This window comes from Nonomuraea thailandensis (assembly GCF_024172165.1).
GTDB lineage: Bacteria > Actinomycetota > Actinomycetes > Streptosporangiales > Streptosporangiaceae > Nonomuraea > Nonomuraea thailandensis.
The window spans coordinates 8,311,322-8,333,068 of record NZ_JAMZEB010000002.1 but is presented as its reverse complement, the minus strand read 5'-3'; the positions used below and the strand labels follow the sequence as shown (position 1 = coordinate 8,333,068).

20 protein-coding genes and 1 pseudogene are annotated in these 21,747 nt (G+C 71.3%); 8 read left to right on the top strand and 13 right to left on the bottom strand.

Annotated features, from left to right (window positions below; all coding sequences use genetic code 11):
• The 4 genes from HD597_RS42010 to HD597_RS41995 are packed head-to-tail and all read right to left on the bottom strand — an operon-like array spanning nt 1 to nt 4,088.
• Nucleotides 1-846 (bottom strand): carbohydrate ABC transporter permease, encoded by an 846-nt coding sequence (locus HD597_RS42010; protein WP_185109670.1) that lies wholly within the window; start codon nt 844-846, stop codon nt 1-3.
• The gene (locus HD597_RS42005) at nt 833-1,798 is read right to left on the bottom strand and encodes a carbohydrate ABC transporter permease (RefSeq protein WP_253750608.1); all 966 of its coding nucleotides are present in this window, start codon (nt 1,796-1,798) and stop codon (nt 833-835) included. Before HD597_RS42005 ends, HD597_RS42010 begins: the two co-directional genes overlap by 14 nt.
• The gene (locus HD597_RS42000; RefSeq protein WP_253750605.1) at nt 1,795-3,168 is read right to left on the bottom strand and encodes an ABC transporter substrate-binding protein; all 1,374 of its coding nucleotides are present in this window, start codon (nt 3,166-3,168) and stop codon (nt 1,795-1,797) included. Before HD597_RS42000 ends, HD597_RS42005 begins: the two co-directional genes overlap by 4 nt.
• 32 nt (nt 3,169-3,200) lie before the next feature.
• The gene (locus HD597_RS41995; RefSeq protein WP_253750602.1) at nt 3,201-4,088 is read right to left on the bottom strand and encodes a sugar phosphate isomerase/epimerase family protein; all 888 of its coding nucleotides are present in this window, start codon (nt 4,086-4,088) and stop codon (nt 3,201-3,203) included.
• A gap of 191 nt (nt 4,089-4,279) precedes the next feature.
• Between HD597_RS41995 and HD597_RS41990 the strand changes: the two genes are divergently transcribed.
• From HD597_RS41990 to HD597_RS67055, 3 genes and pseudogenes are all read left to right on the top strand, one after another.
• Complete coding sequence (locus HD597_RS41990) at nt 4,280-5,230, top strand: zinc-dependent alcohol dehydrogenase (protein WP_253750599.1); 951 nt, start codon at nt 4,280-4,282, stop codon at nt 5,228-5,230.
• A gap of 3 nt (nt 5,231-5,233) precedes the next feature.
• Nucleotides 5,234-6,019 carry a sugar phosphate isomerase/epimerase family protein gene (locus tag HD597_RS41985; protein WP_253750596.1) on the top strand — a complete coding sequence of 262 codons (786 nt, stop codon included), beginning with the start codon at nt 5,234-5,236 and terminating at the stop codon, nt 6,017-6,019.
• Nucleotides 6,016-7,194, top strand: a pseudogene (locus HD597_RS67055) (MGH1-like glycoside hydrolase domain-containing protein); the annotation flags it as partial. The gene HD597_RS41985 and the pseudogene HD597_RS67055, both read left to right, overlap by 4 nt.
• Nucleotides 7,195-7,203: 9 nt before the next feature.
• Here HD597_RS67055 and HD597_RS41980 read toward each other — a convergent pair.
• Together HD597_RS41980 and HD597_RS41975 are read right to left on the bottom strand one after the other, a co-directional pair.
• A complete protein-coding gene (locus tag HD597_RS41980) occupies nt 7,204-8,313 on the bottom strand; it encodes a zinc-binding dehydrogenase (protein ID WP_253750592.1) in 1,110 nt (369 codons plus the stop codon).
• Complete coding sequence (locus tag HD597_RS41975) at nt 8,300-9,247, bottom strand: Gfo/Idh/MocA family protein (RefSeq protein ID WP_253750589.1); 948 nt, start codon at nt 9,245-9,247, stop codon at nt 8,300-8,302. Before HD597_RS41975 ends, HD597_RS41980 begins: the two co-directional genes overlap by 14 nt.
• Nucleotides 9,248-9,366: 119 nt before the next feature.
• Here HD597_RS41975 and HD597_RS41970 point away from each other — a divergent pair, with 119 nt between their 5' ends.
• The gene (locus HD597_RS41970; RefSeq protein WP_253750585.1) at nt 9,367-10,329 is read left to right on the top strand and encodes a glucosyl-3-phosphoglycerate synthase; all 963 of its coding nucleotides are present in this window, start codon (nt 9,367-9,369) and stop codon (nt 10,327-10,329) included.
• Complete coding sequence (locus HD597_RS41965) at nt 10,326-11,444, top strand: glycosyltransferase (RefSeq protein ID WP_253750582.1); 1,119 nt, start codon at nt 10,326-10,328, stop codon at nt 11,442-11,444. The genes HD597_RS41970 and HD597_RS41965 overlap by 4 nt, the downstream gene beginning before the upstream one ends.
• On the opposite strand, the gene HD597_RS41960 is transcribed toward HD597_RS41965, so the two are convergent.
• Together HD597_RS41960 and HD597_RS41955 are read right to left on the bottom strand one after the other, a co-directional pair.
• On the bottom strand, nt 11,433-13,757 hold the full coding sequence (locus tag HD597_RS41960) for an ABC transporter permease (protein ID WP_253750579.1): 2,325 nt from the start codon (nt 13,755-13,757) through the stop codon (nt 11,433-11,435). The genes HD597_RS41965 and HD597_RS41960 overlap by 12 nt on opposite strands.
• Nucleotides 13,748-14,479, bottom strand: a complete 732-nt coding sequence (locus HD597_RS41955) for an ABC transporter ATP-binding protein (protein ID WP_253750576.1) — start codon at nt 14,477-14,479, stop codon at nt 13,748-13,750. The genes HD597_RS41960 and HD597_RS41955 overlap by 10 nt, the downstream gene beginning before the upstream one ends.
• A gap of 99 nt (nt 14,480-14,578) precedes the next feature.
• On the opposite strand from HD597_RS41955, the gene HD597_RS41950 reads away from it, so the two are divergent.
• Complete coding sequence (locus HD597_RS41950) at nt 14,579-15,187, top strand: response regulator transcription factor (protein WP_253750573.1); 609 nt, start codon at nt 14,579-14,581, stop codon at nt 15,185-15,187.
• An 83-nt stretch (nt 15,188-15,270) separates the two neighbouring features.
• Here the strand turns inward: HD597_RS41950 and HD597_RS41945 are convergent, their stop codons facing one another.
• Both HD597_RS41945 and HD597_RS41940 read right to left on the bottom strand, forming a co-directional pair.
• Complete coding sequence (locus HD597_RS41945; protein ID WP_253750570.1) at nt 15,271-17,439, bottom strand: sensor histidine kinase; 2,169 nt, start codon at nt 17,437-17,439, stop codon at nt 15,271-15,273.
• 10 nt (nt 17,440-17,449) lie between these two features.
• Nucleotides 17,450-18,244, bottom strand: coding sequence for a universal stress protein (locus HD597_RS41940; protein WP_253750567.1), 795 nt, complete (start codon nt 18,242-18,244; stop codon nt 17,450-17,452).
• 79 nt (nt 18,245-18,323) lie between these two features.
• Between HD597_RS41940 and HD597_RS41935 the strand changes: the two genes are divergently transcribed.
• A complete protein-coding gene (locus HD597_RS41935; protein ID WP_253750565.1) occupies nt 18,324-18,626 on the top strand; it encodes a hypothetical protein in 303 nt (100 codons plus the stop codon).
• 89 nt (nt 18,627-18,715) lie between these two features.
• Nucleotides 18,716-19,537 carry a phosphatase PAP2 family protein gene (locus tag HD597_RS65135; RefSeq protein ID WP_308210793.1) on the top strand — a complete coding sequence of 274 codons (822 nt, stop codon included), beginning with the start codon at nt 18,716-18,718 and terminating at the stop codon, nt 19,535-19,537.
• Here HD597_RS65135 and pip read toward each other — a convergent pair.
• From pip to mscL, 3 genes are read right to left on the bottom strand one after another with little or no spacing between them, the layout of a single operon-like run.
• Complete coding sequence (gene pip, locus HD597_RS41925; protein WP_253750563.1) at nt 19,477-20,436, bottom strand: prolyl aminopeptidase; 960 nt, start codon at nt 20,434-20,436, stop codon at nt 19,477-19,479. The genes HD597_RS65135 and pip overlap by 61 nt on opposite strands.
• A gap of 32 nt (nt 20,437-20,468) precedes the next feature.
• Nucleotides 20,469-21,047, bottom strand: a complete 579-nt coding sequence (locus tag HD597_RS41920; protein WP_253750559.1) for a hypothetical protein — start codon at nt 21,045-21,047, stop codon at nt 20,469-20,471.
• 36 nt (nt 21,048-21,083) lie between these two features.
• Nucleotides 21,084-21,506 (bottom strand): large conductance mechanosensitive channel protein MscL, encoded by a 423-nt coding sequence (gene mscL, locus HD597_RS41915; RefSeq protein ID WP_253750556.1) that lies wholly within the window; start codon nt 21,504-21,506, stop codon nt 21,084-21,086.
• Between the last annotated feature and the right edge of the window lie 241 nt (nt 21,507-21,747).

The window sequence follows — 21,747 nt, the reverse complement described above, 5'->3', positions numbered from 1 at the left end:
CTATCCCTTCTCCGCTCCTGCGGTGAGGCCCTCCGTCAGCAGGCGCTCGCTGGCGAAGAACACGATCACGATGGGCAGCGTGAGCACCACCGATCCTGCCATCAGGACCGTCGTCGGGATCTCGATGCTCCCCGCGAGCTGGGAGAGCCCCAGGGAAACCGTCCAGCTCTCCCTTCTCTCCACCAGGAAGAGCAGGGCGAACAGGAACTCGTTCCAGGCGATCATGAAGGCGTAGAGGCCGGTGGCCATCAGCGCGGGCTTGGACAGCGGCAGCACCACGCGCCAGATGGTCGACAACCTCGTGCACCCGTCGATCGCCGCCGCTTCCTCCACGCTTTGCGGCACGGTCTCGAAGTAGTTGCGGAGCATGTATACCGTGACAGGCACCGTTTGCGCGATATACACGAGGATCAGGCCGATCAGCGACCCTCGCAGCCCGATCATCGTGAAGAGCACGAACAGCGGGATGGCCAGCACGATCGCCGGGAACAGGTACACCGCCAGGAAGAGGAAGTGCACCTGCCGCCGGCCGAAGAAACGCAGCCGCGCGACCGCGTACGCGCCGGGGATCGAGATCAGCAGCGTGACCGCCACCGAGGAGACGGCGATGATCGCGCTGTTGCCGAGGAAGGTCAGGAAGCCCTGCCTGGTCAGCACGTTCACGTACGTGTCCAGGGTGAAGCTGCGCGGCCACAGCGAGCCCGGCTCCAGGATGAGCTCCTGGATGTCGCGCACCGACAGCATCACCATGTAGAAGAACGGGAACGCGGTGATCAGGAAGAGGAACGCGATCACCAGCGGCCTGAGCACCCTGAGCAGGCCCCGCTCGAACCTATCTCTGGTCATCGCGCTCACCTCCCGCGAAGAACCTCAGGTAGACGACCAGGAAGACCACCAGGAAGACGGCCAGCACGATGGCCTGCGCCGCAGAGGCGCCGATGTCGTCGCGCGAGGTCAGGAAGTTGTAGACGCGCACGCTGACGACCTCGGTGCCGGCCCCGCCGCCGGTCAGCAGGTAGACGTCGTCGAACTTGGTGAAGGTGAACACGAACCGCAGCACCGACAGCAGCGCGATGATCCGCCAGAGCTGCGGCATGATCACGTACCGGAAGCGCTGGGTGGGCGTGGCTCCGTCGACCACGGCGGCCTCGTCCAGCTCGGCGGGCAGCGCCTGCAGGCGGGCCAGGATGAACAGGAAGGCGAACGGGAAGTACCGCCACGCCTCGAACGCGATCACCGTGAGCAGCGCCACGGGCACCTGGAGGCCCAGGAACTCGCCCCTGGCCTGGGTGAGGAACGCGATCGGCTCGCTCAGCCAGGTGTTGACGATGCCGTACTGCGGGTTGAGCATCGTCTCCCACAGGAACGCCACGGCCACCACCGGAGCCACGTACGGGATCAGGATCGAGGCCCGCACCAGGGTCCGCCCCCTGAACCTGTCACGCAGCGCCAGCGCCGTCACCAGCCCGATCACGATCGACAACACCGTCCCCGCGACGGTGTAGACGAGCGTGTTGACCAGTGACGACCAGAAGCCCGGCTCGGACATGACGTAGGTGAAGTTCTCCAGCGTGTAGTGCCCGAAGACGCCCACGCGCCGGATGTTGATCAGCCGCGCGTCCTGGAACGCCAGCATGATCGCCCACAGGAGCGGCAGCACCACCACGACCAGCGTGATGATCAGGGTGGGCGAGATGAGCGCCAGCCCGGCCCGCCCCTCCTGCTCGCGCAGCGTCCGCCCGCGCCGGGCGGGCTTGCGGTGTTGCGGCGCCTGCGGCTTGCTGGCGGTCGCCGTCACTGCCGGATCCCGCGCTTGATCGACTCCACGTCGGCCTTGGCCTGGGCCGCGGCGGCCTGCGGGGTCAGCGAGCCGTCGGCGACCGAGCTCAGCGCCTTGGGCACGGGCAGCTCGCCCATCGTGGCGCCGACCAGCTTGCCCTGGCCCTGCGGGATGCCCCACCGGGCGAAGGTGTCAGGGCTCTTGCGCAGCGCCTCCAGCACGTCGGCCGGGTAGACGTCGGCCAGCGGCTTCTTGGAGTCGACGCCGGCGGGCAGCTTGTTCCACTTGTCCTCGAAGCCCCGGCGAGTGGGGAACTTGCCCTCGGGCGCCATCCCGATCCAGCGCTCGTACCCCTCGTTCATCATGTAGGAGACGAACTTGCTCGCCGGGTCCGTGGCGGCGTCTCGGGTGATCGCCCAGGAGACGATCTCGCCGTACTGCGCGGGCGCGCTCCCGTCGGGCCCCTTCAGCGCCGTGACCACGCCGGTGTTCCTGGCCAGCCACTCGGGGTCCTCGCGGCACTCCTGGCAGCTCGGCAGCGCGTCCTTGCGCAGCCCGGCCATCTCGTCGAGGATGAACGACGACCAGATCATCATGGCCGCCTTGCCCGAGAAGTACGTGGCCCTGGTCGAGTCGACGTCCTGCTTGCCCTTGACCGAGTAGTTCCTGGCCAGGTTCGCGTAGAACTCGAAGGCCCGGGCGCACTGCGGCGAGTCGAGGGCGACGTTCCCCGCGTTGTCGACGAGCTGGCACCCGTTCGCCTGGGCGATGTGCTCGAAGCTCTGCGCGGTGAACGAGTCCTTCGGCGCGATCGCCAGCGTGATGCCCGCGGTCCCGCCCGTGTTCAGCTTGGCCGCGGCCGCCTGCAGCGCCTCGTAGGTGTCAGGCGGCTGCAACCCCGCCTTCTCGAACAGGTCCTTGCGGTAGAGGATGAGCTGCGCCCATCCGTCGCTCGGCACCGCGAGCAGCTTCCCGCCGGAGGTGTCGAGCTCCAGCGCGCGCGGTGAGAACGTGTCGCGGCCGAGCTGATCGACGATCCTGCCCGGCGTCTCGGTGTCGAGCAGCTCGTTGGCCTCCATCTCCCGGATGGAGGCCAGCGGCAGCGCCCCGATGACGTCGGGCAGGTCGTCCGCGGCGGCGGCGGCGGTGAGGGTCTGGCTGAACTGGTCCTCGGCGACGCCGACCAGCTTCACCTTGATCCCGGTCTTCTGGGTGAACTCGGCGACGATGGTGTTCTGTACGGCCATCCGGTCCTCGAGGTTCTCCTCGGTCCAGACGGTGATCTCGTTGCTCGTTGACGACTGCTCGTCACCGCCGCTCCCGCAGGCCGACAGGGAGGCGGCGGCCAGCAGGGCGACAGAGAGGACGGCGGTTACCTTCGTCGGCATGGCACGCTCCTCTGGTTGGGGATATGCCGCCCTTACCCGTGGACAAGAGGCCGCAACGTGCGGTAGGCGATACCGAGACCGGTCTGTACCCTCTCCGTGCTGCCGCTCCACACGGCGTCCTCGTGCTCGACGGAGACCACTCCGTCGTATCCGCCCTCGTAGAGCGCGTCGATCACCCGGGTCCAGTCGACCTGCCCGAGCCCCGGTACGCGGAAGCGGTACCACCCCTTTTCTCCGCTTATCGGGCCGTAGAAGCCGTAGCGGTCGAGCTTGCCGGGAAGGAACTGCGTGTCCTTGGCCTGGACGTGCGCGATGTTGTCCACGTACGGGGTCAGCGCCGTTACCGGATCGATGCCGAGCGCCACGAGGTGGGAAGGGTCGTAGTTGAGCTTGAGGCCCAATGAGAACATCCATTCCCATAGTTCGGGCGAATAGGCCAAATTGCCCGGATACCCATCCGGGTGCCAGCTTTTCATCACGCAGTTCTCGATGACGATCTCGACGCCGTGCTGCCGGGCGTACTCGACGAGCGGGCCGAAGACGTCGGTCGCCCGTGCCAGGTTCTCCTTGACGGGCAGCCCGGGATCGCGGCCCACGAACGTGCCGACCGTCGGGCAGCCGAGCGCGGCGGCGGCCTCGATACACCGTCTGACGTGCGCGTTCACTTCCTTCCCTACCGTAGGGTGGAGATTGTTCTCGTAGTAGGCGATCGAGGAAAGCGTCAGTCCGGTCTCCGCGAAGATTCTCCGGACTCGCTCGCGTTCGGCGTCGTCGAAACGATCCACTCTGATGTGATTTCGGTCATCCGGTCCTGGCCAGCCGGCCACTTCCAGAGCCTCGAAGCCCTGGGTAGCGGCCCAGCGAGCAATGTCGGTAAGGTCGCTTTCCGGAAGACACGCTGTCAGAAACCCCAATTTCATCTGTCACCTCCGGCAGAAGTCGTAGACTTACGAGTGTTACGAACGCAACTATCGCTTGCCAAGTAGCGCTAAATCTTCGACTTTTGTTTGATCAAAAAGCGTAAGTGTGGGGAATGCGCGTCATCACCTTCGAAGAGCCAGGCCAAGTCCGCGTCAGCCTGGAGTCGCCCGCCGAGCTAGAGCCGGGCACAGTGCGAGTTCGCACTCTCTATTCAGGAGTCTCAGCGGGCACCGAACTGACCGCCTACCGCGGCACCAACCCGTATCTCACTCGCAAGTGGGACCTCGAGCGCCGGCTCTTCGTCGAGGGCCAGACGCATGCCTACCCACTCAGTGGCTGGGGCTACCAGGAAGTCGGCGAGGTGGTGGAGGCCGCGCCCGATGTGGCCGACCCGCCGGTCGGCAGCCTGGTGTGGGGCATCTGGGGCCACCGCGCCGAAGCCGTCGTCCCGGCGGACAAGCTCGTCGGCCACGTCCTGCCGCCCGGCGCCGACCCTCTGACCGGCGTCTTCGCCCGGGTGGGCGCCATCGCGCTCAACGCCGTGCACGCCGCCGACGTGCACCTGGGCGACCAGATCGCGATCTTCGGCCAGGGCGTCATCGGGCTGCTCGCCACCCGGCTGGCCGTGCTCAGCGGGGCCCGCGTGGTCGCCGCCGACGCCATCCCCGACCGGCTGGAGCTGGCCAGGAAGTTCGGCGCGGCCGAGACGTTCGACGTGGCGTCAGGGTCGGTCGCCGAGTTCATGCGCAAGCGCGTCGTGGGCGCCGACACCGTCATCGAGCTCAGCGGCAGCCACCTCGGCCTGCACGAGGCGATCCGCACCGTCCGCAAGGGCGGCCGGGTCGTGGCCGCCGGCTTCTACCAGGGCGACGGCATCGGGCTGCGGCTCGGCGAGGAGTTCCACCACAACCAGGTCCAGCTCGTCTCCTCGCAGATCGGCGGCGTCGCCTCGTGGCTGGCGCACCGGTGGGACGTCGAGCGGCTGCAGCGCACGTTCATGGAGCTCGTGCACCGCGGGGAGGTCGACGCCCGCGAGCTCGTGAGCCACGTCATGCCCGTCGACGAGGCCGCCGAGGCCTTCGACCTGCTCGACAAGCACCAGTCAGAGGTGCTCCAGCTCGTCTTCCAATTTGAGGAGTAAACAGTGAAGCTCGCCGTACAGGAGCAGCTTCTGCCCGGTCGCTCGCTGCAGGAGAAGTTCGCGTTCGCCCTCGACGCCGGCTTCGACGCCATCGAGCTGCGCGGCAAGGGCGACTTCCACTTCGCGGGCCGCCTGACGGAGCTCAAGCGGGCGCTGGCCGACGGCGTGGAGATGCCGACGGTGTGCGTGGACATGCCGCACTTCATCGGCGACTTCGACCCCGCCAAGCGCAAGGACGCCATCCAGCAGCTCCGCTCCCAGCTCACGGTCATCGGCGAGCTGGGCGGCATCGGCGTCATGACGCCCGCCTCCTGGGGGCAGTTCTCCCGCCGCCTGCCGCCGTTCGAGCCGCCGCGCAGCCCCGAGGAGGACCGCGAGGTGCTGGCCGAGGCGCTGGGCATCCTCGGCGAGCACGCGCACCGCAACGGCGTGCTGATCATGCTGGAGCCCCTCAACCGGTACGAGAACCACATGGTCAACACGCTGGCCGAGGCCGTCTCCTACTGCGCGATGGACTCCATCAGGATCGTCGGCGACACCTACCACATGAACATCGAGGAGGACGACCCCTGTCGCGCGCTGATCGACGCGGCCCCGTACATCGCGCACATGCAGATCAGCGAGTCGAACAGGAACCAGCCGGGCACCGGGCACCTCGACTGGGGCGCGCAGCTCGCCACGCTCGACGCCGTCGGCTTCGACGGATACCTCGCCCTTGAGTGCCGGCTCCGCGGCGAGCCCGAGATCGTTCTTCCCCAGACCGCAGCATTCGTGAGGAAGTATCTATGATCCTGCGCGACGCCGTGCGCGTCCTGGTCAGCAACTGGGACGGCAGTTACACGGTTCCCTCCCGTCGCCTCTACCCGCACCAGTGGAGCTGGGACTCCGCGTTCATCGCGATCGGCAACGCCCGCTGGTCGCCCCGCCGGGCCCGCACCGAGCTGCTGAGCCTGTTCGGGGCCCAGTGGCTCGACGGCCGGGTGCCGCACATCGTCTTCAACCCGCGGGTGCCGGAGGACGCCTACTTCCCCAGTGCCGAGTTCTGGCGGGCGGCCGCGCCCTCCGGGGCGAGGACCTCCGGCATCGTCCAGCCCCCGGTGCACGCGCTGGCCGCCTGGAAGACGCACCAGGCCGAGCCGGACCCGGCGTTCCTGCGCCGGATCTATCCCCGGCTGGTGGCGCAGCAGGAGTTCCTGCGTGCCCAGCGCCGCTCCGCCGAGGGGCTGATCTCGATCGTGCACCCCTGGGAGTCGGGCATGGACAACAGCCCGGCCTGGGACCTGCCGCTGGCCGCCGTGCAGGCGAGCGCGACCGGGTTCGTCCGCAGGGACCTGCAGACGGTCAGCGCCGACGAGCGGCCCACCGACCGCGACTACGTCCAGTACGTCGAGCTCGCCCAGGCCTACCGCGAGTCCGGCTACCGCGAGCCTGGCGCGTTCCACGTCGAGGATCCCCTGTTCAACACCGCGTACGGCGTCGCCGAGTCGACCCTGGCCGCGATCGCCGAGGTGCTCGGCCTGGACCCGGAGCCGCACCGGCGCGAGGCCGAGGCGATCACCGGGGCCATGGTGCGGCACCTGTTCGACGGCAAGCTCTTCCAGCCGCGCGACGTGCACAGCGGCGCCCTCATCGACTCCGGCAGCGTGGCGGGGCTGACGCCGCTCATGCTGCCCGGCCTGCCGGCCGAGGTCGCGGACGCCCTGATCGGGACGGCGATCTCCCGGTTCGGGCTGAACGACATGCCGCTGCCCAGCTACGCCCTGGACGCGCCCGAGTTCGACCCGGCCCGCTACTGGCGCGGCCCGAGCTGGGTCAACGTGAGCTGGCTGGTCTGGCAGGGCCTGCGGGAGCGCCGCCCCGACCTGGCCAGGACGCTCGCGGACGCGATGATGCGCTCGGTGAGCCAGTCGGGCTTCCGCGAGTACTTCAACCCGCTCACGCTGCGCGGTCACGGCTGCCGGGACTTCAGCTGGTCAGCCGCCCTCATCCTGGACATCGTCGCGGAGCACAGCCTGAACGGTCTGAAGCCGTCGCGCCGCGAGTCCGGTCAGGAATCGTGGCGCGTCAGAAAAGCCGACGACATCAGTGATCACGTGCTCGCGTAGCGGGCCGCCGTGCTCCCGGAGCAGGGCGATGGTCTCGAACGAGAGCCGCTCCCTGTCCCAGGCGTGGGCCAGGCCGCGCGGCACCCGGCCGATCTGGGCGCAGCGCAGGGTCAGCCCGTTGTGGTGGAACTCCTCGCCGAGCCGCACCTCGTCGGCGCCGTCGGTGTAGAAGGCCAGGTCCACCAGCGTTCCCTGGGGGCGCAGGAGCCGTAGCCCGAGCGCCAGCGCCCTGGGCCGGCCGCGGCACTGGAAGACCACGTCCGCGCCGCGGTCGTTCGGGGCGTGCCGCCAGCGGCGCTTGAGCACGACGGCCGGGTCGTCGCCGGCCGCCAGCACGTCCACGCCGAGCGCCGCGGCGACCTCCAGCCTGGCCGGGGTCTCGTCCACGACCACGACCTCGGCCGCGCCGCCGGACACGGCGAACAGGGCCGTCAGCAGCCCGACCACGCCCGCGCCCACCACCACGACGCGCCGCCCGCGCACGCCGTCGCCGAGGTCGCGCACGGCCGGGCCGTGCAGGTCGTGCGCCGCGTGCAGCAGGCCGTTGGCGCAGATGGGGCCCATGTGGGCGACGTAGATGCCGAGCATGGGGTCGAGGTCGCCCGGCAGCTCCACGAACCGGTCCGTCATCGGGTCGGCGACGTACGCCGTGCGGTGCCCGTAGCACATCGCGACCAGCGCGCCCTCGCGCACGGCCCGCGTCCGCGTCTCGGCCACCCTGCCGACCTGCATGTAACCGATGCCGCGCACCGGGTACGACACCGACGGCGAGCCCTCCAGGAACAGTCCGAGCGCCGGGTCCCACGTCGAGGTGAGGTAGGGGTTGGTGCCCTTGACGAAGGTCAGCTCGGTGCCGGCGGAGACCCCGCTGTAGACGGTCTCCACCAGGAACCCGCCCTCGGGCACGTCGGGCAGCTTCTCCTCGGCCAGGCAGACCTCGCCCGGCTCGTCGATGCTGAGAACGTTACTGGTCATCATCGAGCGTCACCGGCCTCCGTTCGACGGCGGACTTGGCGAGTGCCAGCGCCAGGCGGTGGGTACGCAGCGCCTCCCCGTACGGTACGCGGACCTCGGCCTGCTTACCCTGTACGGCGTTGATGAACTCGCGGTCCACCCGCACCTTGGCCTGGCCGTCGTCCTCGATCGAGCGCTCGCCGTCCACGAGCAGCCTGGTCTCGCTGAGCTCCAGCGCGATCCCGTCGGCGCACACCTCCAGCCCCACGCGGTGCTTGTGGGTGAGCAGGCAGGAGGTGGCCAGCAGCCCGGCCGCCCCGCCGGAGAAGCGCAGCACCGCGGCCGAGGCCCGGTCCACCTCGCCGTCCACGGGGTTCTCGGCGGGCACCACGTGCACCATGGACACCTCGCCCACCAGCAGCCGGGCCAGGTCCAGCACGTGGACCGCCTGCTCCAGGATCTGGCCGCCGGACATGGTCGGGTTCAGCCACCACGCCACCGGCGGCACCTTGTCCAGCCAGTGGCCGAGCGCGAGCCGTACGGGACGGCCGGAGAGCAGGTCGCGGGCCTGCTGGACGATGTCCAGATAGCGCCAGTGATGGCCGACCGCCGAGGGCAGAGATCTCCGCTCGATTTCGGACGCGATGGATTCTGCGGTTTTGAGATCTAGCGAAAGGGGTTTTTCCACGAAAATCGGGAGATTGCACGACAAAGCATCAAGCTCCGGGTTACCGTGCGCGAAAGGAGGCACACAGACGTAGACAGCGTCAAGACCGCCGGCACTGAGCAGGTCGGCATGGCCGCCAAAGGCGGGGGAGCCGTGCTTCGAGGCCAGCGCCTCGGCCCTGCGGGGATCTGTGTCGGCGATTCCAGCGATCGCGACATCGGGGAACGCGGACAGGACGTCAGCGTGACGAGCGGCGACATTTCCGGCACCTACGATGCCGACACGGGTCATAGGGGACACAACCCGGCATATGCCACGTCTAGGCCGAATCAAACAAACATGTTCAAGTGCCTATAGACCGGGCAGAAGCCGTGACCTCATGAGATCGGGGCTGATGCATGGAGACAGATATGCGAGCCTTGGCCAGGGTCCAGGAATGGTACGGCCCGCACTCGAGCACCGCAGCAGAGTGGCCGGTGGACGCCTTAATGATGGCCAAGGGAGACACCACGGTCAGCGTGGTCCTTCCCGCACGTGACGAGGAGAGCACGGTCGGCGACATCGTCGCCGCGATCCGCCGCGACCTCGTCGAGCGCACACCGCTCGTCGACGAAGTCCTGGTCGTCGACTCCAATTCGATCGACGCCACCGCCCAGCGGGCCCGCGAGGCGGGCGCCCGCGTGGTGGCGCAGGGAGAGGTCCTCTCCCACCTCCCACCCCTCACAGGCAAGGGCGAGGCTCTGTGGAAAGGGCTTGCCGCCTCCAAGGGGGACATCGTCGTCTACATCGACAGCGACCTGCGCAGCTTCGGCGCGCACTACGTGTCGGGCCTGGTCGGCCCCCTGCTGGTCGACGCCGACACCCACTTCGTCAAGGCAACCTACGAACGGCCCTACATCGGCTCGGACGGCGTCGCCCAGCAGGGCGGCGGCGGGCGCGTGACCGAGCTGGTGGCAAGGCCGCTGCTCAATATGTTCTGGCCGGAGCTGGCCGGCTTCGCCCAGCCGCTCGGCGGCGAGTACGCCGCCCGGCGCGAGGTGCTCGAACGGGTGCCCTTCGTCACCGAGTACGGCGTGGAGTTCGGCCTCCTCGTCGACCTGCTCCAGCTCGTCGGGCTGGACGCCATGGCCCAGGTCGACCTGGGGCACCGCACGCACACGCACCAGCCGATCCCCGCGCTCGGCCGCATGGCCGGGCAGATCATGCTCACCGCCTGGTCCCGCCTGGAACGGCAGGGCCGCGTGCTCGCGTCGGAGCCTCCGGCGCACACGCTCCTGCAGTTCGGGCTCGACGGGCAGGCCGACCTGGCGGACGTGGCCGTGGCGGAGCGACCTCCGCTCGCCTCCCTCGTACTGGAGGAGGACCTGGCATGAAGATCCTGGTGAACGCGGGGCCGTGGCTCACGGTCCCGCCCGCCGGCTACGGCGGGATCGAGAACGTGGTGGCCACCCTGGTGCCGGCGCTGCGCTCGCGCGGCGTGCAGGTGGTGCTGGCCTCCGTCGGCTCCAGCACGCTGGAGGTGGACGAGCTGATCAGCGTGTACGACACCGAGCAGTTCGCCGAGCTGCAGAAGCCGTACAACCAGGTCATGGGCATCACCCACGCCCACCTGGCCCGGGTGGCGTCGGAGCTGAGCCGGCGCGACGACATCGACCTCGTGCACGACCACGTCGAGGTGGTCGGCCCCGCGGTGCTCTCGGCGCTCGGCGGCCCGCCCGTCCTGCACACCCTGCACTGGGACCTGCACAAGCATCCCGCCTTCTACGGCGCGTTCCCGTCGTCGATCGCGGTCAACGGCGTCTCGGAGTCGCAGATCGCCCGCGCCCCCGATGCCCTGCGCGCCGCCTCGCTCGGCGCCATCCATCTCGCCACCCCCCTCGCCGACCACGCCCCCCGCGCCGACCAGGGCGAGCACCTGGTGGTCATGGGCCGTATCTGCGGGCTCAAGGGGCAGCACGTGGCGGCCAGGATCTGCCAGAAGCTCGGGCTGCCGCTGGTCCTGGCCGGCCCGGTGAGCGGCCGCAACACACCCGCCGAGCTGGACGACGTCGCCCAGAACCCCTACCACCCGCTGCACAGCCACCCGGACGTGCGCTACCACCTCGACCAGGTGTCCCGCTATCTCGACGGCGACCTGGTCCGGTGGGTCGGCGCGGTCGGCGGCTCCGCCAGGGACGAGCTGTACGCCTCGGCCCGCGCCGCCCTCTTCCCCATCCAGTGGGACGAGCCGGGCGGCACGGCCGTCGTGGAGGCCCTGGCGCTCGGCGTCCCGCCGGTCGGCCTGCGGCGCGGCTGCCTGCCGGAGATCATCGACCACGGCCGCACCGGCTTCCTGGCCGACACCGAGGAGGAGCTGGCGGAGTGGGTGCTCCGGGTGGGCGAGATCGACCCGGAGGAGTGCCGCCAGGAGGCCCGCCGCCGCTTCTCGCCGTCGGTGATGGCCGATCAGTACCTGGAGCTGTACGACAAGGTGCTCTCAGGCCGATGACACCGCCTCCGCCGGGCGGGTCCTGAGGGCCAGGCGGGCGGGGAGCGACGTGGACAGCAGCGCCAGTGCGGTCGCGGCGGCGATCACCAGCGCGTACGCCACCGGCGGCACGTACGGCACCGCCGAGCCCGTCATCCCCGCCCCGAACGCCGCCAGCGTCGCCAGCGCCACCGCCGTGCCCGTCACCACGGAGGCCAGCACGGCGCTGAGCGTCTCCAGGCGCAGCATGCGCAGGACCTGACGCCGGGTGGTGCCCGCCAGGCGGAGCACGGCCAGCTCCCTGGCCCGGCCCGAGGTGGCCATGGCCAGGGTGTTGACCACGGCGATGGCGGTGAAGGCGATGATCAGGCCGAGCGCCACGAAGGTGACCTGCGGATCGGCGGAGCCGGTCGAGGCCGCCTCGGGCGCCGTTCCCGGCAGGGTGACGCCGGGGGCCGAGACCAGCAGGGTGCCCGACGGGTCGTCCACGTGGCCGCGGACCAGCTCGTACGGCAGCGTCACGTCGCCGAAGCCGAGCCCGCGGGAGTAGACGGCGGCCACCTTCAGCGTGGCCGGGGTGCCGTCGCCGAGCGTGAGCCTCGCCCGGTCGCCCGGCGAGAGGGCGAGGCGGCCGGCGGCGGTGCTGCTCAGGGCCACCGAGCCGGGGCCGAAGCCGTCCATCGTGCCGGCGACGATCCCGAGGTCCATCGTGCGCGGGTCGTAGGTGACGGCCTGGGCCGGGTACTTGTCCAGGCCGAACCGGACGGACGTGCGCAGCACCCGCGTGACGGCCTGGACGCCGGGGACCTGCCTGATCTCCTCGGCGGAGGCACCGGGCAGCACGTGGTCCGCTCGGGTGCCGGCCGCGGCCTGCTCCTCGGCGGCGGCCCCCATCGTGGTCTGCGCGAACAGGATCGTGCAGGTCATCGCCACCATCAGGGTGAGCGGCGACAGCACGGAGGCCAGCCCCTTGGGCGCGGCCCGCAGGTTCCTGGCGGCCAGGAAGCCGCTCGCCCCGGCCCAGGGCAGCGGGAGCAGCCGGACGGCCCTGGCCAGCAGCGGCCCGAGCACGGACACGGCGACCGTCCAGAGCAGCGCGGTCAGCATGGTCACCGGGGTGGCCGCGGCCTCCGTGTCCAGCCCCGACAGCACCAGGGTGAGCGCCACGGCCCCGGCCACCAGCACCGGGCCCGCCACCAGCCGCCACCGGGGCAGCCGCCCGTCGTCGAGCGCGGCCTCGCCGAGCGCCTCCACCGGGCGGATCCTGGCCAGGCGGCGGGCGGAGACGCGGGCCGCGGCCCAGGCGGCGGCGACGGTGGCGATCAGCGCGGCCAGCGGCGGGAACGGGCTGACGACCAGAGCCAGGTTCGCCGGGGTGGCGCCGAGCGCCACGAAGACCGAGTGCAGCCACAGGCCCAGCCCGACGCCCGCCGCCGCTCCGGGCACGCCCGCCAGCGCGCCCACCACCAGCGCCTGGCCGCCCACCAGCCGGCGGACCTGACGCGGCGTGGCGGCCACGGCCCGCAGCAGCGCGAGCTCGCGCTGGCGCTGCTGGATCGACAGCGCGAACGTGCCCACCACGACCAGGATCGCCACGATCAGCGACGTCCCGGCCAGCGCGCCGCCCATGCTGATGAGCTTGACCCTGGCCTGCTCCGCGTCCAGGAACTCCAGCCGGCCGCGCTCGTCCCCGGCGTACAGCACGGCTCCCCGCGGCGCCCGCTCGACGGCGGGGAAGACGCCGACGGCGCTGACCATGCCGGGGTGCCCGGCCAGGCGGCGGGCCTGCTCGGTGCTGAAGAACACGGTGTCCTGGCTCGGCAGGGCCTGCGCGGTGACGCCCACGACGCGGTACCCGCGCAGCAGCGCACCCACCTCCAGCCCGGCGCGGGCGTCCACCACGATCTCGCCGGCGGCCCGCGGCTCGCGCCCCCGCTCGACGGTGAACGGGGTGAGCGCGGCCGACTCCCAGCCGTGCCCCGTGTACGGGCCGAACGGGAACGTCACCTCGGCCACCACCTTCGACACGCCGGGCGTGCGCCGCAGCGTCCCGACGACCGACTCGGGCAGCCAGGCGCGCTCGGCCAGCGGCTTGGCCTTGGTCTTGGTCTCGCCGCCGCCCTTGTCGACGCTCTCCCGCACGAACTGGTCGGCGGCCACGATCACGGGCGCGCCCGCGTACCGCTCGGGGGAGACCGAGCCGCGCAGCCCCGTCTCCAGCAGCATCAGGCACGCGCACACCAGCGCGGCCGCGCAGAGCAAGGCCACGAACGCCCCCGCGAACGCGCCCTTGCGGTCCCGCAGCGTCCTCCACGCCAAGCCGATCACTTCCACGCCCCCAGCCTGGTCATCCGCTCGGCCACCTTCTCGGCGGACGGGCCGTTCATCGAGTCCACGATCCGGCCGTCGGCCAGGAACAGCACGGTGTCGGCGTACGAGGCGGCCAGCGGGTCGTGCGTCACCATCACCACGGTCTGGCCCATGCCGTCCACCACCTCGCGCAGCAGCCGCAGCACGTCCCTGGCCGTCATCGTGTCGAGCGCCCCCGTCGGCTCGTCGCCGAACACCACCTCGGGGCCGGTGATCAGCGCCCTGGCGATGGCCACCCGCTGCTGCTGGCCGCCCGAGAGCTGCGCGGGACGGTGCCCGGCGCGGCCCTCCAGGCCCACCCTGCGCAGGATCTCCTCCAGCAGGCCGCGCGGCGCCCGGGTGCCGGACAGGCGCAGCGGGAGGGTGACGTTCTCGACCACGTCGAGCGCCGCGACCAGGTTGAAGGCCTGGAACACGAAGCCCACCCGCTGCCTGCGCAGCTCCGTCAGCTCCGTCTCGCCCATCCCGGCCAGCTCGGTGCCGCCGAGCCGCACCGAGCCGGACGACGGCACGTCCAGCCCCGCCGCGCAGTGCAGGAACGTGCTCTTGCCCGACCCCGACGGCCCCATCACGGCCGTGAACGAGCCGCGCGGGATGCCCACCGACACCTCCCGCAGGGCCGCCACCGCGCCCTGACCCTTCCCGTACACCTTGCTGACGGCGTCCAGCCGCACTGCCTCTGTCATGTCCTCCAGCGTGCCGACCTGCGAGCACGCGCCCCAGAGAGCCCGTCACCGATCGCCCATGACGTCATCATGATCCGGACACTGGTGGACAATATCTGCGTGATTCGCATACTTCTGGCCGAAGACCAGGCGGTCATCAGGGGCGCGCTCACGGCGCTGCTCGGACTGGAACCGGACCTGGAGGTGGTCGCCGCCGTCGAGTCCGGCGCCGCCGCCGTCGCCTCGGCCGCCGTGGAGCTGCCCGACGTGGCCGTCCTGGACATCGACATGCCGGGCGAGTTCGACGGTCTGGAGGCCGCCGCGCGGATCAGTGCCCGCGTGCCGTCGTGCCGCACGCTCATGCTCACCGCGCACGGCAAGCCCGCGCACCTCAAGCGGGCGCTGGCGGCGCAGGTGGGCGGGTTCATGCTGAAGACGGCGCCGCCCGAGGAGCTGGCCGGCGCGATCCGCGAGGTCGCGGCGGGCAGGCGGGTGCTGGACCCGTCGCTGGCCATCACGGCGTGGGACCTGGCCGACAACCCGCTCACGCCGCGCGAGGCCGACGTGCTGCGGCTGGTCGCCGGTGGCCTGGACGCTCCCGAAATCGCGGCGCGGCTGCACCTGACGGCCGGGACCGTGCGTAACTACCTGACGGCCATCGTGGCCAAGCTGAACGCGCGCAACCGCACCGACGCGGTCCGGCTGGCCACCGAGGCGGGCTGGATCTAACGTCCCGTGGCGGAGACCGGCGGCGTCGCGGCGGAGACCGGCGGCTGGATCCGGCGTCCTGTGGCGGAGACCGGCGGCTGGATTCAGCGTCCTGTGGCGGACAGCAGCGGTGTCGCGGCGGATGCCAGCGGGGCCGTCGCGTCGAGCTGGAACCAGCCGTCCTCGACGCCGGTCGTGAGGCGGCCGTCCAGCGCCGCCAGGCGGGTGGTCAGGTTGCCCAGGCCCGACGAGCCGTGCCGGGCCTCGGCGGCGCGGGCGCCGTCGTTGCGCACGGTCAGGCGCACCCGGCCGCCCTCGGCCGCCGTGCCGATCACGCAGTGGCGGGCGGAGCTGTGGCGCAGGACGTTCGTGACGGCCTCGCGCAGCACGGTGCTGAGCACGGTCTCGACCTCGGCCGGCAGCTCCGGGTGCGCCAGGTCGGCGCTCACCTCCACCCGCGCCGCCCGCAGCACGGACGCGGCCGACTCCGCCTCGGCGGCGAGCGAGAGGTCGAGCTGCTCGCCCGAGACCGAGCGCAGATCGTGCTCGGCGCGCTCGGCCATCTCCAGCACGTCCGCCAGCTCCGCCCGCGCCCGCTCCGGCGGGAGGCGGCGGGCCAGCTCGCACTTGAGCAGGATCGCGGCCAGGTTGTGGCCGAGCAGGTCGTGCAGGTCGCGGGCGGCGCGCAGGCGCTCCTCGACGACGGCCGAGCGGGCCAGGCCCTCCCTGGCCGCCTGGAGCTCCTTCGCCAGCCCGGCCAGGCGCAGCAGGCTGTAGACGACCAGGCCGGTGACGAGGTTGCTCACGGTGACGTTCGCGGCGGCCGGCAGGGGCAGGCCGTACGACGCGGCCACGGCGGCCGTCGCGGCGATGATCGCGGCGACCAGCGGCCAGGCCGTACGCGGGCGGAAGGCCAGCAGCACCGGGCCCGCCAGGAAGCCGCCCGTGCCCAGCCAGATCGGGCCGAACAGCGGGATCGGCGCGAACGCCAGCACCGCCATCACGCTCAGCGCCGTCATGTGCCGGCCGGTGACGGACCTGAGCTGCATGACCACGATGACGGCCAGGAGCGCGACGGCGGGCAGGAGCAGCTGCGCGGGGATCTGGAGCAGCGCCTTGAGGCTGAAGCCGACCAGCACGGCGGCCAGGAGGAGCACGGACAGGTCGGCGCGCCCGCGCTCCTCGGGCGCCCGCTGCGGGGCGGGCAGGGTGGCCTCGACCGTGTGGCGGCCCTGGTCGGACAGGCCGCCGGCCAGCCTGCCGCCGGCCTCTGCGACCCGGGCGGCGAGGTCGCTCAGCGCGTCGTCCTCGGCGGTGCGGCGGCCGTCGTCGGTGACGCGCAGGGTCACCGTGCCGGACCGCTCCATGGTCTCGATCACGCAGAGGCGGGCCGTGCCGCGGCGTACGACGTCGGTGACGGCCTCGCGCAGCACGGTCGCGAGCAGCGCCCCCGCCGGGCCCAGCGGCTCGGCGTGCCCGGCGCGCACCTCCACGTCCACCCCCGCCGCCGCCAGCATGGCCCTGGCCGTGGTCAGCTCGGGGGTCAGCGACATCGCGCGGTATCCGGCCGCCGCGGCCCGCGCGTCCGCCAGCGACCGCCGCGCCGCGCTCACCACCTCACCCAGCTCCCCGGTCCCGGAGCCCGGCACGTCGGTCGCGGAGGCTCGCAGGTCGGTCGCCGTGCCCGGCAGGTCGGTCGCGGAGGCTCGCAGGTCGGCTGCGGAGGCCCGCATGCCGGTCCCGGAGTCCCGCATGGCCCGGCGCACCCCGGCGATGATGGTCGCGAGCCCGCGTCCGAGGCCGTCGCTCAGCTCGGCCGCGATGCGCAGCCGTTCCTCGCCCACCGCCGCCGCGGCCAGCGCCCGGCGGGTGGCGTGCAGCTCGTCCACCCGCTCGACCAGCCGGATGAGCCCGGGCACGATCAACGTCATCAGCACCGTGGTGATCGCCAGGTCGAGCGTCGTGACGACGTCGCCGCCCCGGGCGTACGCGATCACGACCGCGCTGAACACCACCCCGGGCGCCACCGCCCACAGCCGCGTCACCAGCAGCGACCCCGCCAGGAAGCCCAGCACGACCACGGACGAGCCGGTCCCCAGCGTCACCCAGTAGACGAGCACCGCCTGCGCGGCCAGCAGCCACCACTTCCCGGCCCAGAGCGTGTACAGGCACTGCACCGCGAACACGAGCACCGCCCCGCCCGCGCCCGCCAGCACGTACACGCTGGACAACGCGGCCAGCACCGCCACCACGATCACCCGCGCCAACAACACACCCGCAAGCCTAGGAGAAGCCCCTCGGCAGCACGGCGACCGGGCAGGCGGAGGCACGCAGCACCTTCATGGCCAGCTCGCCGAGGAAGACCCGGTGCGGCTGGGCGTCCTCGCTCGCCGCGCACACCAGCAGCTCGCCCGGCAGCCACTCGACGTCCGCCAGCGCGGCCGTCACGTCGTGGCCCTCGGCCACCTCCGACTCCGCCTCGATCCCGGTCCGCTCCCACGCCAGCCGGACGGCCAGCGCCAGGTCGTCCCTGAGCTTGCCCTGGTCCTCGGTGCGCAGGTCGAGGGTGATCAGCCGCAGCGGCACGCCCAGCCGCAGCGCCGCCTGCGCCACCTGGCCGACGGCCGCGTCGCACTGGGGCCGGTGCACGTACGCCAGCGTGAGGCGGCCGGGCTCGACCGGCGGCACGTACTGGGCGGGCGCCAGCATGACGGCCTCGGACGACAGGTGCAGCAGGTGGTCGGCGGTGGTGCCGATCGCGATGCGGCCGTGCTGCCCGCCCGCCGCCGAGCCCACCACGATCAGGTCGGCCCTGATCCTGCTCGCCAGCACTGACAGGCCGCGCCCCGTGCCCCTGCTCTCGTACGTGATGTACTCGGCGGGCACCGGCCCCAGCTCCTCGGCCGCGTGCGCCAGGTTGGCCTGCGCCTCGACCGCCAGCCCCGGGCTGCCCGGCGGGTAGATCGTGGCGATCGTGAGCTCCCCGCCGGTGACACGGGTGATCGCGGAACCGAGGGCGAGAGCGTCTCTCCCGCCCGCGTCGTTCGAGTATCCGACGATCACGTGCGCTCCGATCACGATGGCCCTCTTACCCGCTCTGAACTGGGAATACGCGGCCTTCCTCCGAACGTTGGAAACCTATGGAGGCGCAAAACAAGTGAAGATCACCCTTGATACCCGGTTCAACGGGTCCCTCGGTCCCGTCACCCTTCGTGAAGCGGTTCAGCAGCTCAGGGAGCGGGATCTGGCGTGCACGGTGGCCTCGGACACCGTGGAGCGGAAGGTGTCCGTCTTCTCCGACTGCGTGGAGCGCGGGTTCACGCCGCTGCGCAGCGAGATCATGGCCGCCTTCTACGTCGCCGAGCGCGACGCCACGACCGAGGCGTTCGACCGCGGGCTGATCACCCGCGGCGAGCTGGAGACCAGGCAGGCCGCGCTGGCCCGCCGGCTCCTTACTTAAGTCAGGGCGCCTTTCGGCCGATTGGTCGAGGCATGTCACGTCTGCAGTCCGTAAGGTCATGTCATTGATCGTTCACGGATTGGACAGGCGTGTACCAGGACATCGTCGGCTTCTCCCTCACCACCCCCGCATGGCTGCACACCTTCGCCGAGGTCGGCACCGATGCCGGGTTATTCCTCTTCGCGGCGCTGTTCGTGGTGGCCGCCGTGCGGGCGTGGCGAGGGCCGGCGCGTGACCTGGCGCTCGTGATCGCCGGGCCCGCGGGGATCGTGGGCGCGTACGTGGTGAGCGAGGTCGTCAAGCTGGTCGTCCGGGAGGACCGGCCGTGCCGGGGCGGGGTGGCGACCATCGCCGCCTGCCCGCCCACGGGCGACTGGTCCTTCCCCAGCAACCACTCGGTCATCGCGGCCGGCGCCGCGGCCACCCTGGTGCTGGTCTGGCGCGGCCTGGCCTGGCTGGTGTTCCCGCTGGCCGCCGTCATGGCGTTCTCGCGGGTGTTCGTCGGGGTGCACTACCCGCACGACGTGGCGGCGGGTTTCCTGCTGGGCGTCGTGCTCGCGCCGCTGTTCACGTTGCTGCTGGTGGGGGCGGTCACCCCCGCGGTACGGCTCATGCGCGCCCGCCTGGCGGGCGAGGGCACCGCCCACCTGCCCTCAGCCCAGCCCTTCACCCGGCCCTTCACCCAGCCCGCCGCCCAGCCCTCTGCCCGGCCCTCCACCCGGCCCTCAGCCCAGCCCCCTGCCCGGCCCGTCGCGGAGTCTCCCGGCCGGCCCGACGGGCACGTGCCCAGCCCGTACTTCGGCCAGGCGGCCGGTCCCGCCCACGGCGGGGAGCCGGGCCCGGGCTTCGGTCAGGAGCCGAACCGGTCCGTCGCCTCGATGAGCCGGTCCAGGATGCCCGGCTCGGAGTAGGCGTGCCCGGCGTCGTGCACCACGTGGAACTCGGCCTCGGGCCACGCCTTGTGCAGGTCCCAGGCCGTGGCCATGGGCGTGCAGGAGTCGTAGCGGCCCTGCACGATCACCGCCGGGATGTGCCGGATGACGTCGACACCCCTGATGAGCTGGTCGGCCGGCTCGAACCAGCCGCCGTGACGGAAGTAGTGGTTCTCGATCCTGGCGAAGCAGACGGCGTGCTTGTCCTCGCCGAACTCCTCCACCAGCGCCGGATCGGGCAGCAGCGTGACCGTGCCGCCCTCCCACTGCGACCACGCCCTGGCCGCCGCCAGCCTGGCCTGGTCGTCCGCCCCCTCCAGCCTCCTGCCGAACGCGGCGATCAGATCGCCCCGCTCCTCCTCGGGGATCGGAGCCACGTACCGCTCCCACAGGTCGGGGAACAGGTAGGAGGCGCCCTCCTGGTAGAACCAGCGCAGCTCCTGCGGCCGCAGCAGGAAGATCCCGCGCAGCACGAGCTCGCTCGTCCTGTCAGGGTGCGTCTGCGCGTACGACAGGGCCAGCGCGCTGCCCCACGACCCCCCGAACACCTGCCACCGCTCGATGCCGAGGTGCTCGCGCAGCCTCTCCATGTCGGCCACCAGGTGCCACGTGGTGTTGGCGGTGAGATCGGTCGCCGGGTCGCTGGCGTGCGGCACGCTCCGCCCGCAGTTGCGCTGGTCGAACAGGACGATGCGGTAGAGCTCCGGGTTCCACTGGCGGCGGTGCTTGGCGCTGCACCCGCCTCCGGGGCCGCCGTGGATCATGACGGCGGGCTTGCCGTCCGGGTTGCCGCAGACCTCGTAGTAGATCTGGTTGCCGTCGCCCACGTCGAGCAGGCCCGACTCGTACGGCTCGATGGGCGGGTACAGGGTTCTCATACGCCCTGATCCTGCCGCATCCCGCCAGGCGCCTACCCCTGGGACCACTCGTGCCGGGCGAGAAACGCCCGGTCGCCCGTCGCGTACTCGTTGAACGCCTGCCGCACCTCCTCCAGCTCGGGCACCGTCGCCCGGACCATCGCCCCCTCCTTGTACTCCAGCTCGAACCCGGGCGAGACCTGCAGGAAGTGCTGCCCGAAGTTCACCAGCGCCACGAACGGATTCTGCGCCGACATCGTCCCCAGCACGTCATGGACCAGCCCGAGATCCGGGTCGTTGACCACCATCCCGTCGCCGGTGTGCAGCTGCATCCCCTCGTAGACCCCCAGCGGCGCCACGTTGTGCACCAGGTCCCGCTGGGGGTCGTAACACACCAGCCCGTGCGCCCGCGCGACCGTGAACACCTGCGCCGACAGCTCGTCCATCGTGTCCAGGTCCATGCTCACCAGCACGTGCCCCGGATAGAGCGTGATCTCCCCGGGCAGCTCCTTGGCCACGTCGAGCTCGGCGTCGGCGCCGGGCGGGGTCCGCTTGACCGCCAGGTACGTCGCGCGTGCCTGGTCCCTGCTGATCGGCACCGGCTCGTCCCAGACCATCAACTCAACGCTCATCGGTCCATCTTGACGGACCGGTGCCGCCATCGCGCGTCATGGCCTGGGTTTTTCCGAATCCGGCACCAGCTCCGCCGTGCAGTGCGCGCATCGTCGGGCCTCCGTCGGGATGTCGGACAGGCACTCGGGGCACTGCTTGGTCGCGGCCGACTTGTTGCGGTCGAGGAGGCTGATCAGCCGGGTCATCGGGGCCACGACCAGCCAGTAGACGATGGCCGAGATGATCAGGAAGGTGATCAGGTGGTTGAGGAAGTCGCCGTACTTGAACTCGCTGCCGTTGACGGTGAAGGAGTACTCGGCGAAGTTCGGCTGCCGGCCGCCCGTGACCGCGCCGATCAGCGGGGTGACCAGATCGCGTACGAAGGCCTGGACGAGGCCGCTGAACGTGGCGCCGACGATCACGGCGACGGCGAGCTCGACGATGTTGCCACGGAGTAAGAACTGCTTGAAACCGCCCATGGAGTCGGCACATTGCCGCAGAAGGCGCGCTGAAACCGGCCCGCCCGCTTGACGCCCGGGGGATGCTGGGTGCGTGGGCCGCCTCCGATACCGCGCCGTCGGGGCGGTCCACCCCATTTGACCTCGTATGAAGCCGGCCGGAGTAATGACGCCGTGAGCGTGGGAAGGAACAGGGTGATCTAGTGGCACCCGGGGTTGTCCGGTAGAGCGGGGGAACGGAACATGGGGAGAGACCGCAAGG

Bases quoted from the DNA above. Each gene is read 5' to 3' on its own strand.
- HD597_RS42010 (WP_185109670.1), bottom strand. From the start codon at position 846: ATGACCAGAGATAGGTTCGAGCGGGGCCTGCTCAGGGTGCTCAGGCCG.
- HD597_RS42000 (WP_253750605.1), bottom strand. From the start codon at position 3,168: ATGCCGACGAAGGTAACCGCCGTCCTCTCTGTCGCCCTGCTGGCCGCC.
- HD597_RS41995 (WP_253750602.1), bottom strand. From the start codon at position 4,088: ATGAAATTGGGGTTTCTGACAGCGTGTCTTCCGGAAAGCGACCTTACC.
- HD597_RS41980 (WP_253750592.1), bottom strand. From the start codon at position 8,313: ATGATGACCAGTAACGTTCTCAGCATCGACGAGCCGGGCGAGGTCTGC.
- HD597_RS41975 (WP_253750589.1), bottom strand. From the start codon at position 9,247: ATGACCCGTGTCGGCATCGTAGGTGCCGGAAATGTCGCCGCTCGTCAC.
- HD597_RS41970 (WP_253750585.1), top strand. From the start codon at position 9,367: ATGCGAGCCTTGGCCAGGGTCCAGGAATGGTACGGCCCGCACTCGAGC.
- HD597_RS41965 (WP_253750582.1), top strand. From the start codon at position 10,326: ATGAAGATCCTGGTGAACGCGGGGCCGTGGCTCACGGTCCCGCCCGCC.
- HD597_RS41955 (WP_253750576.1), bottom strand. From the start codon at position 14,479: ATGACAGAGGCAGTGCGGCTGGACGCCGTCAGCAAGGTGTACGGGAAG.
- pip (WP_253750563.1), bottom strand. From the start codon at position 20,436: ATGAGAACCCTGTACCCGCCCATCGAGCCGTACGAGTCGGGCCTGCTC.
- HD597_RS41920 (WP_253750559.1), bottom strand. From the start codon at position 21,047: ATGAGCGTTGAGTTGATGGTCTGGGACGAGCCGGTGCCGATCAGCAGG.
- mscL (WP_253750556.1), bottom strand. From the start codon at position 21,506: ATGGGCGGTTTCAAGCAGTTCTTACTCCGTGGCAACATCGTCGAGCTC.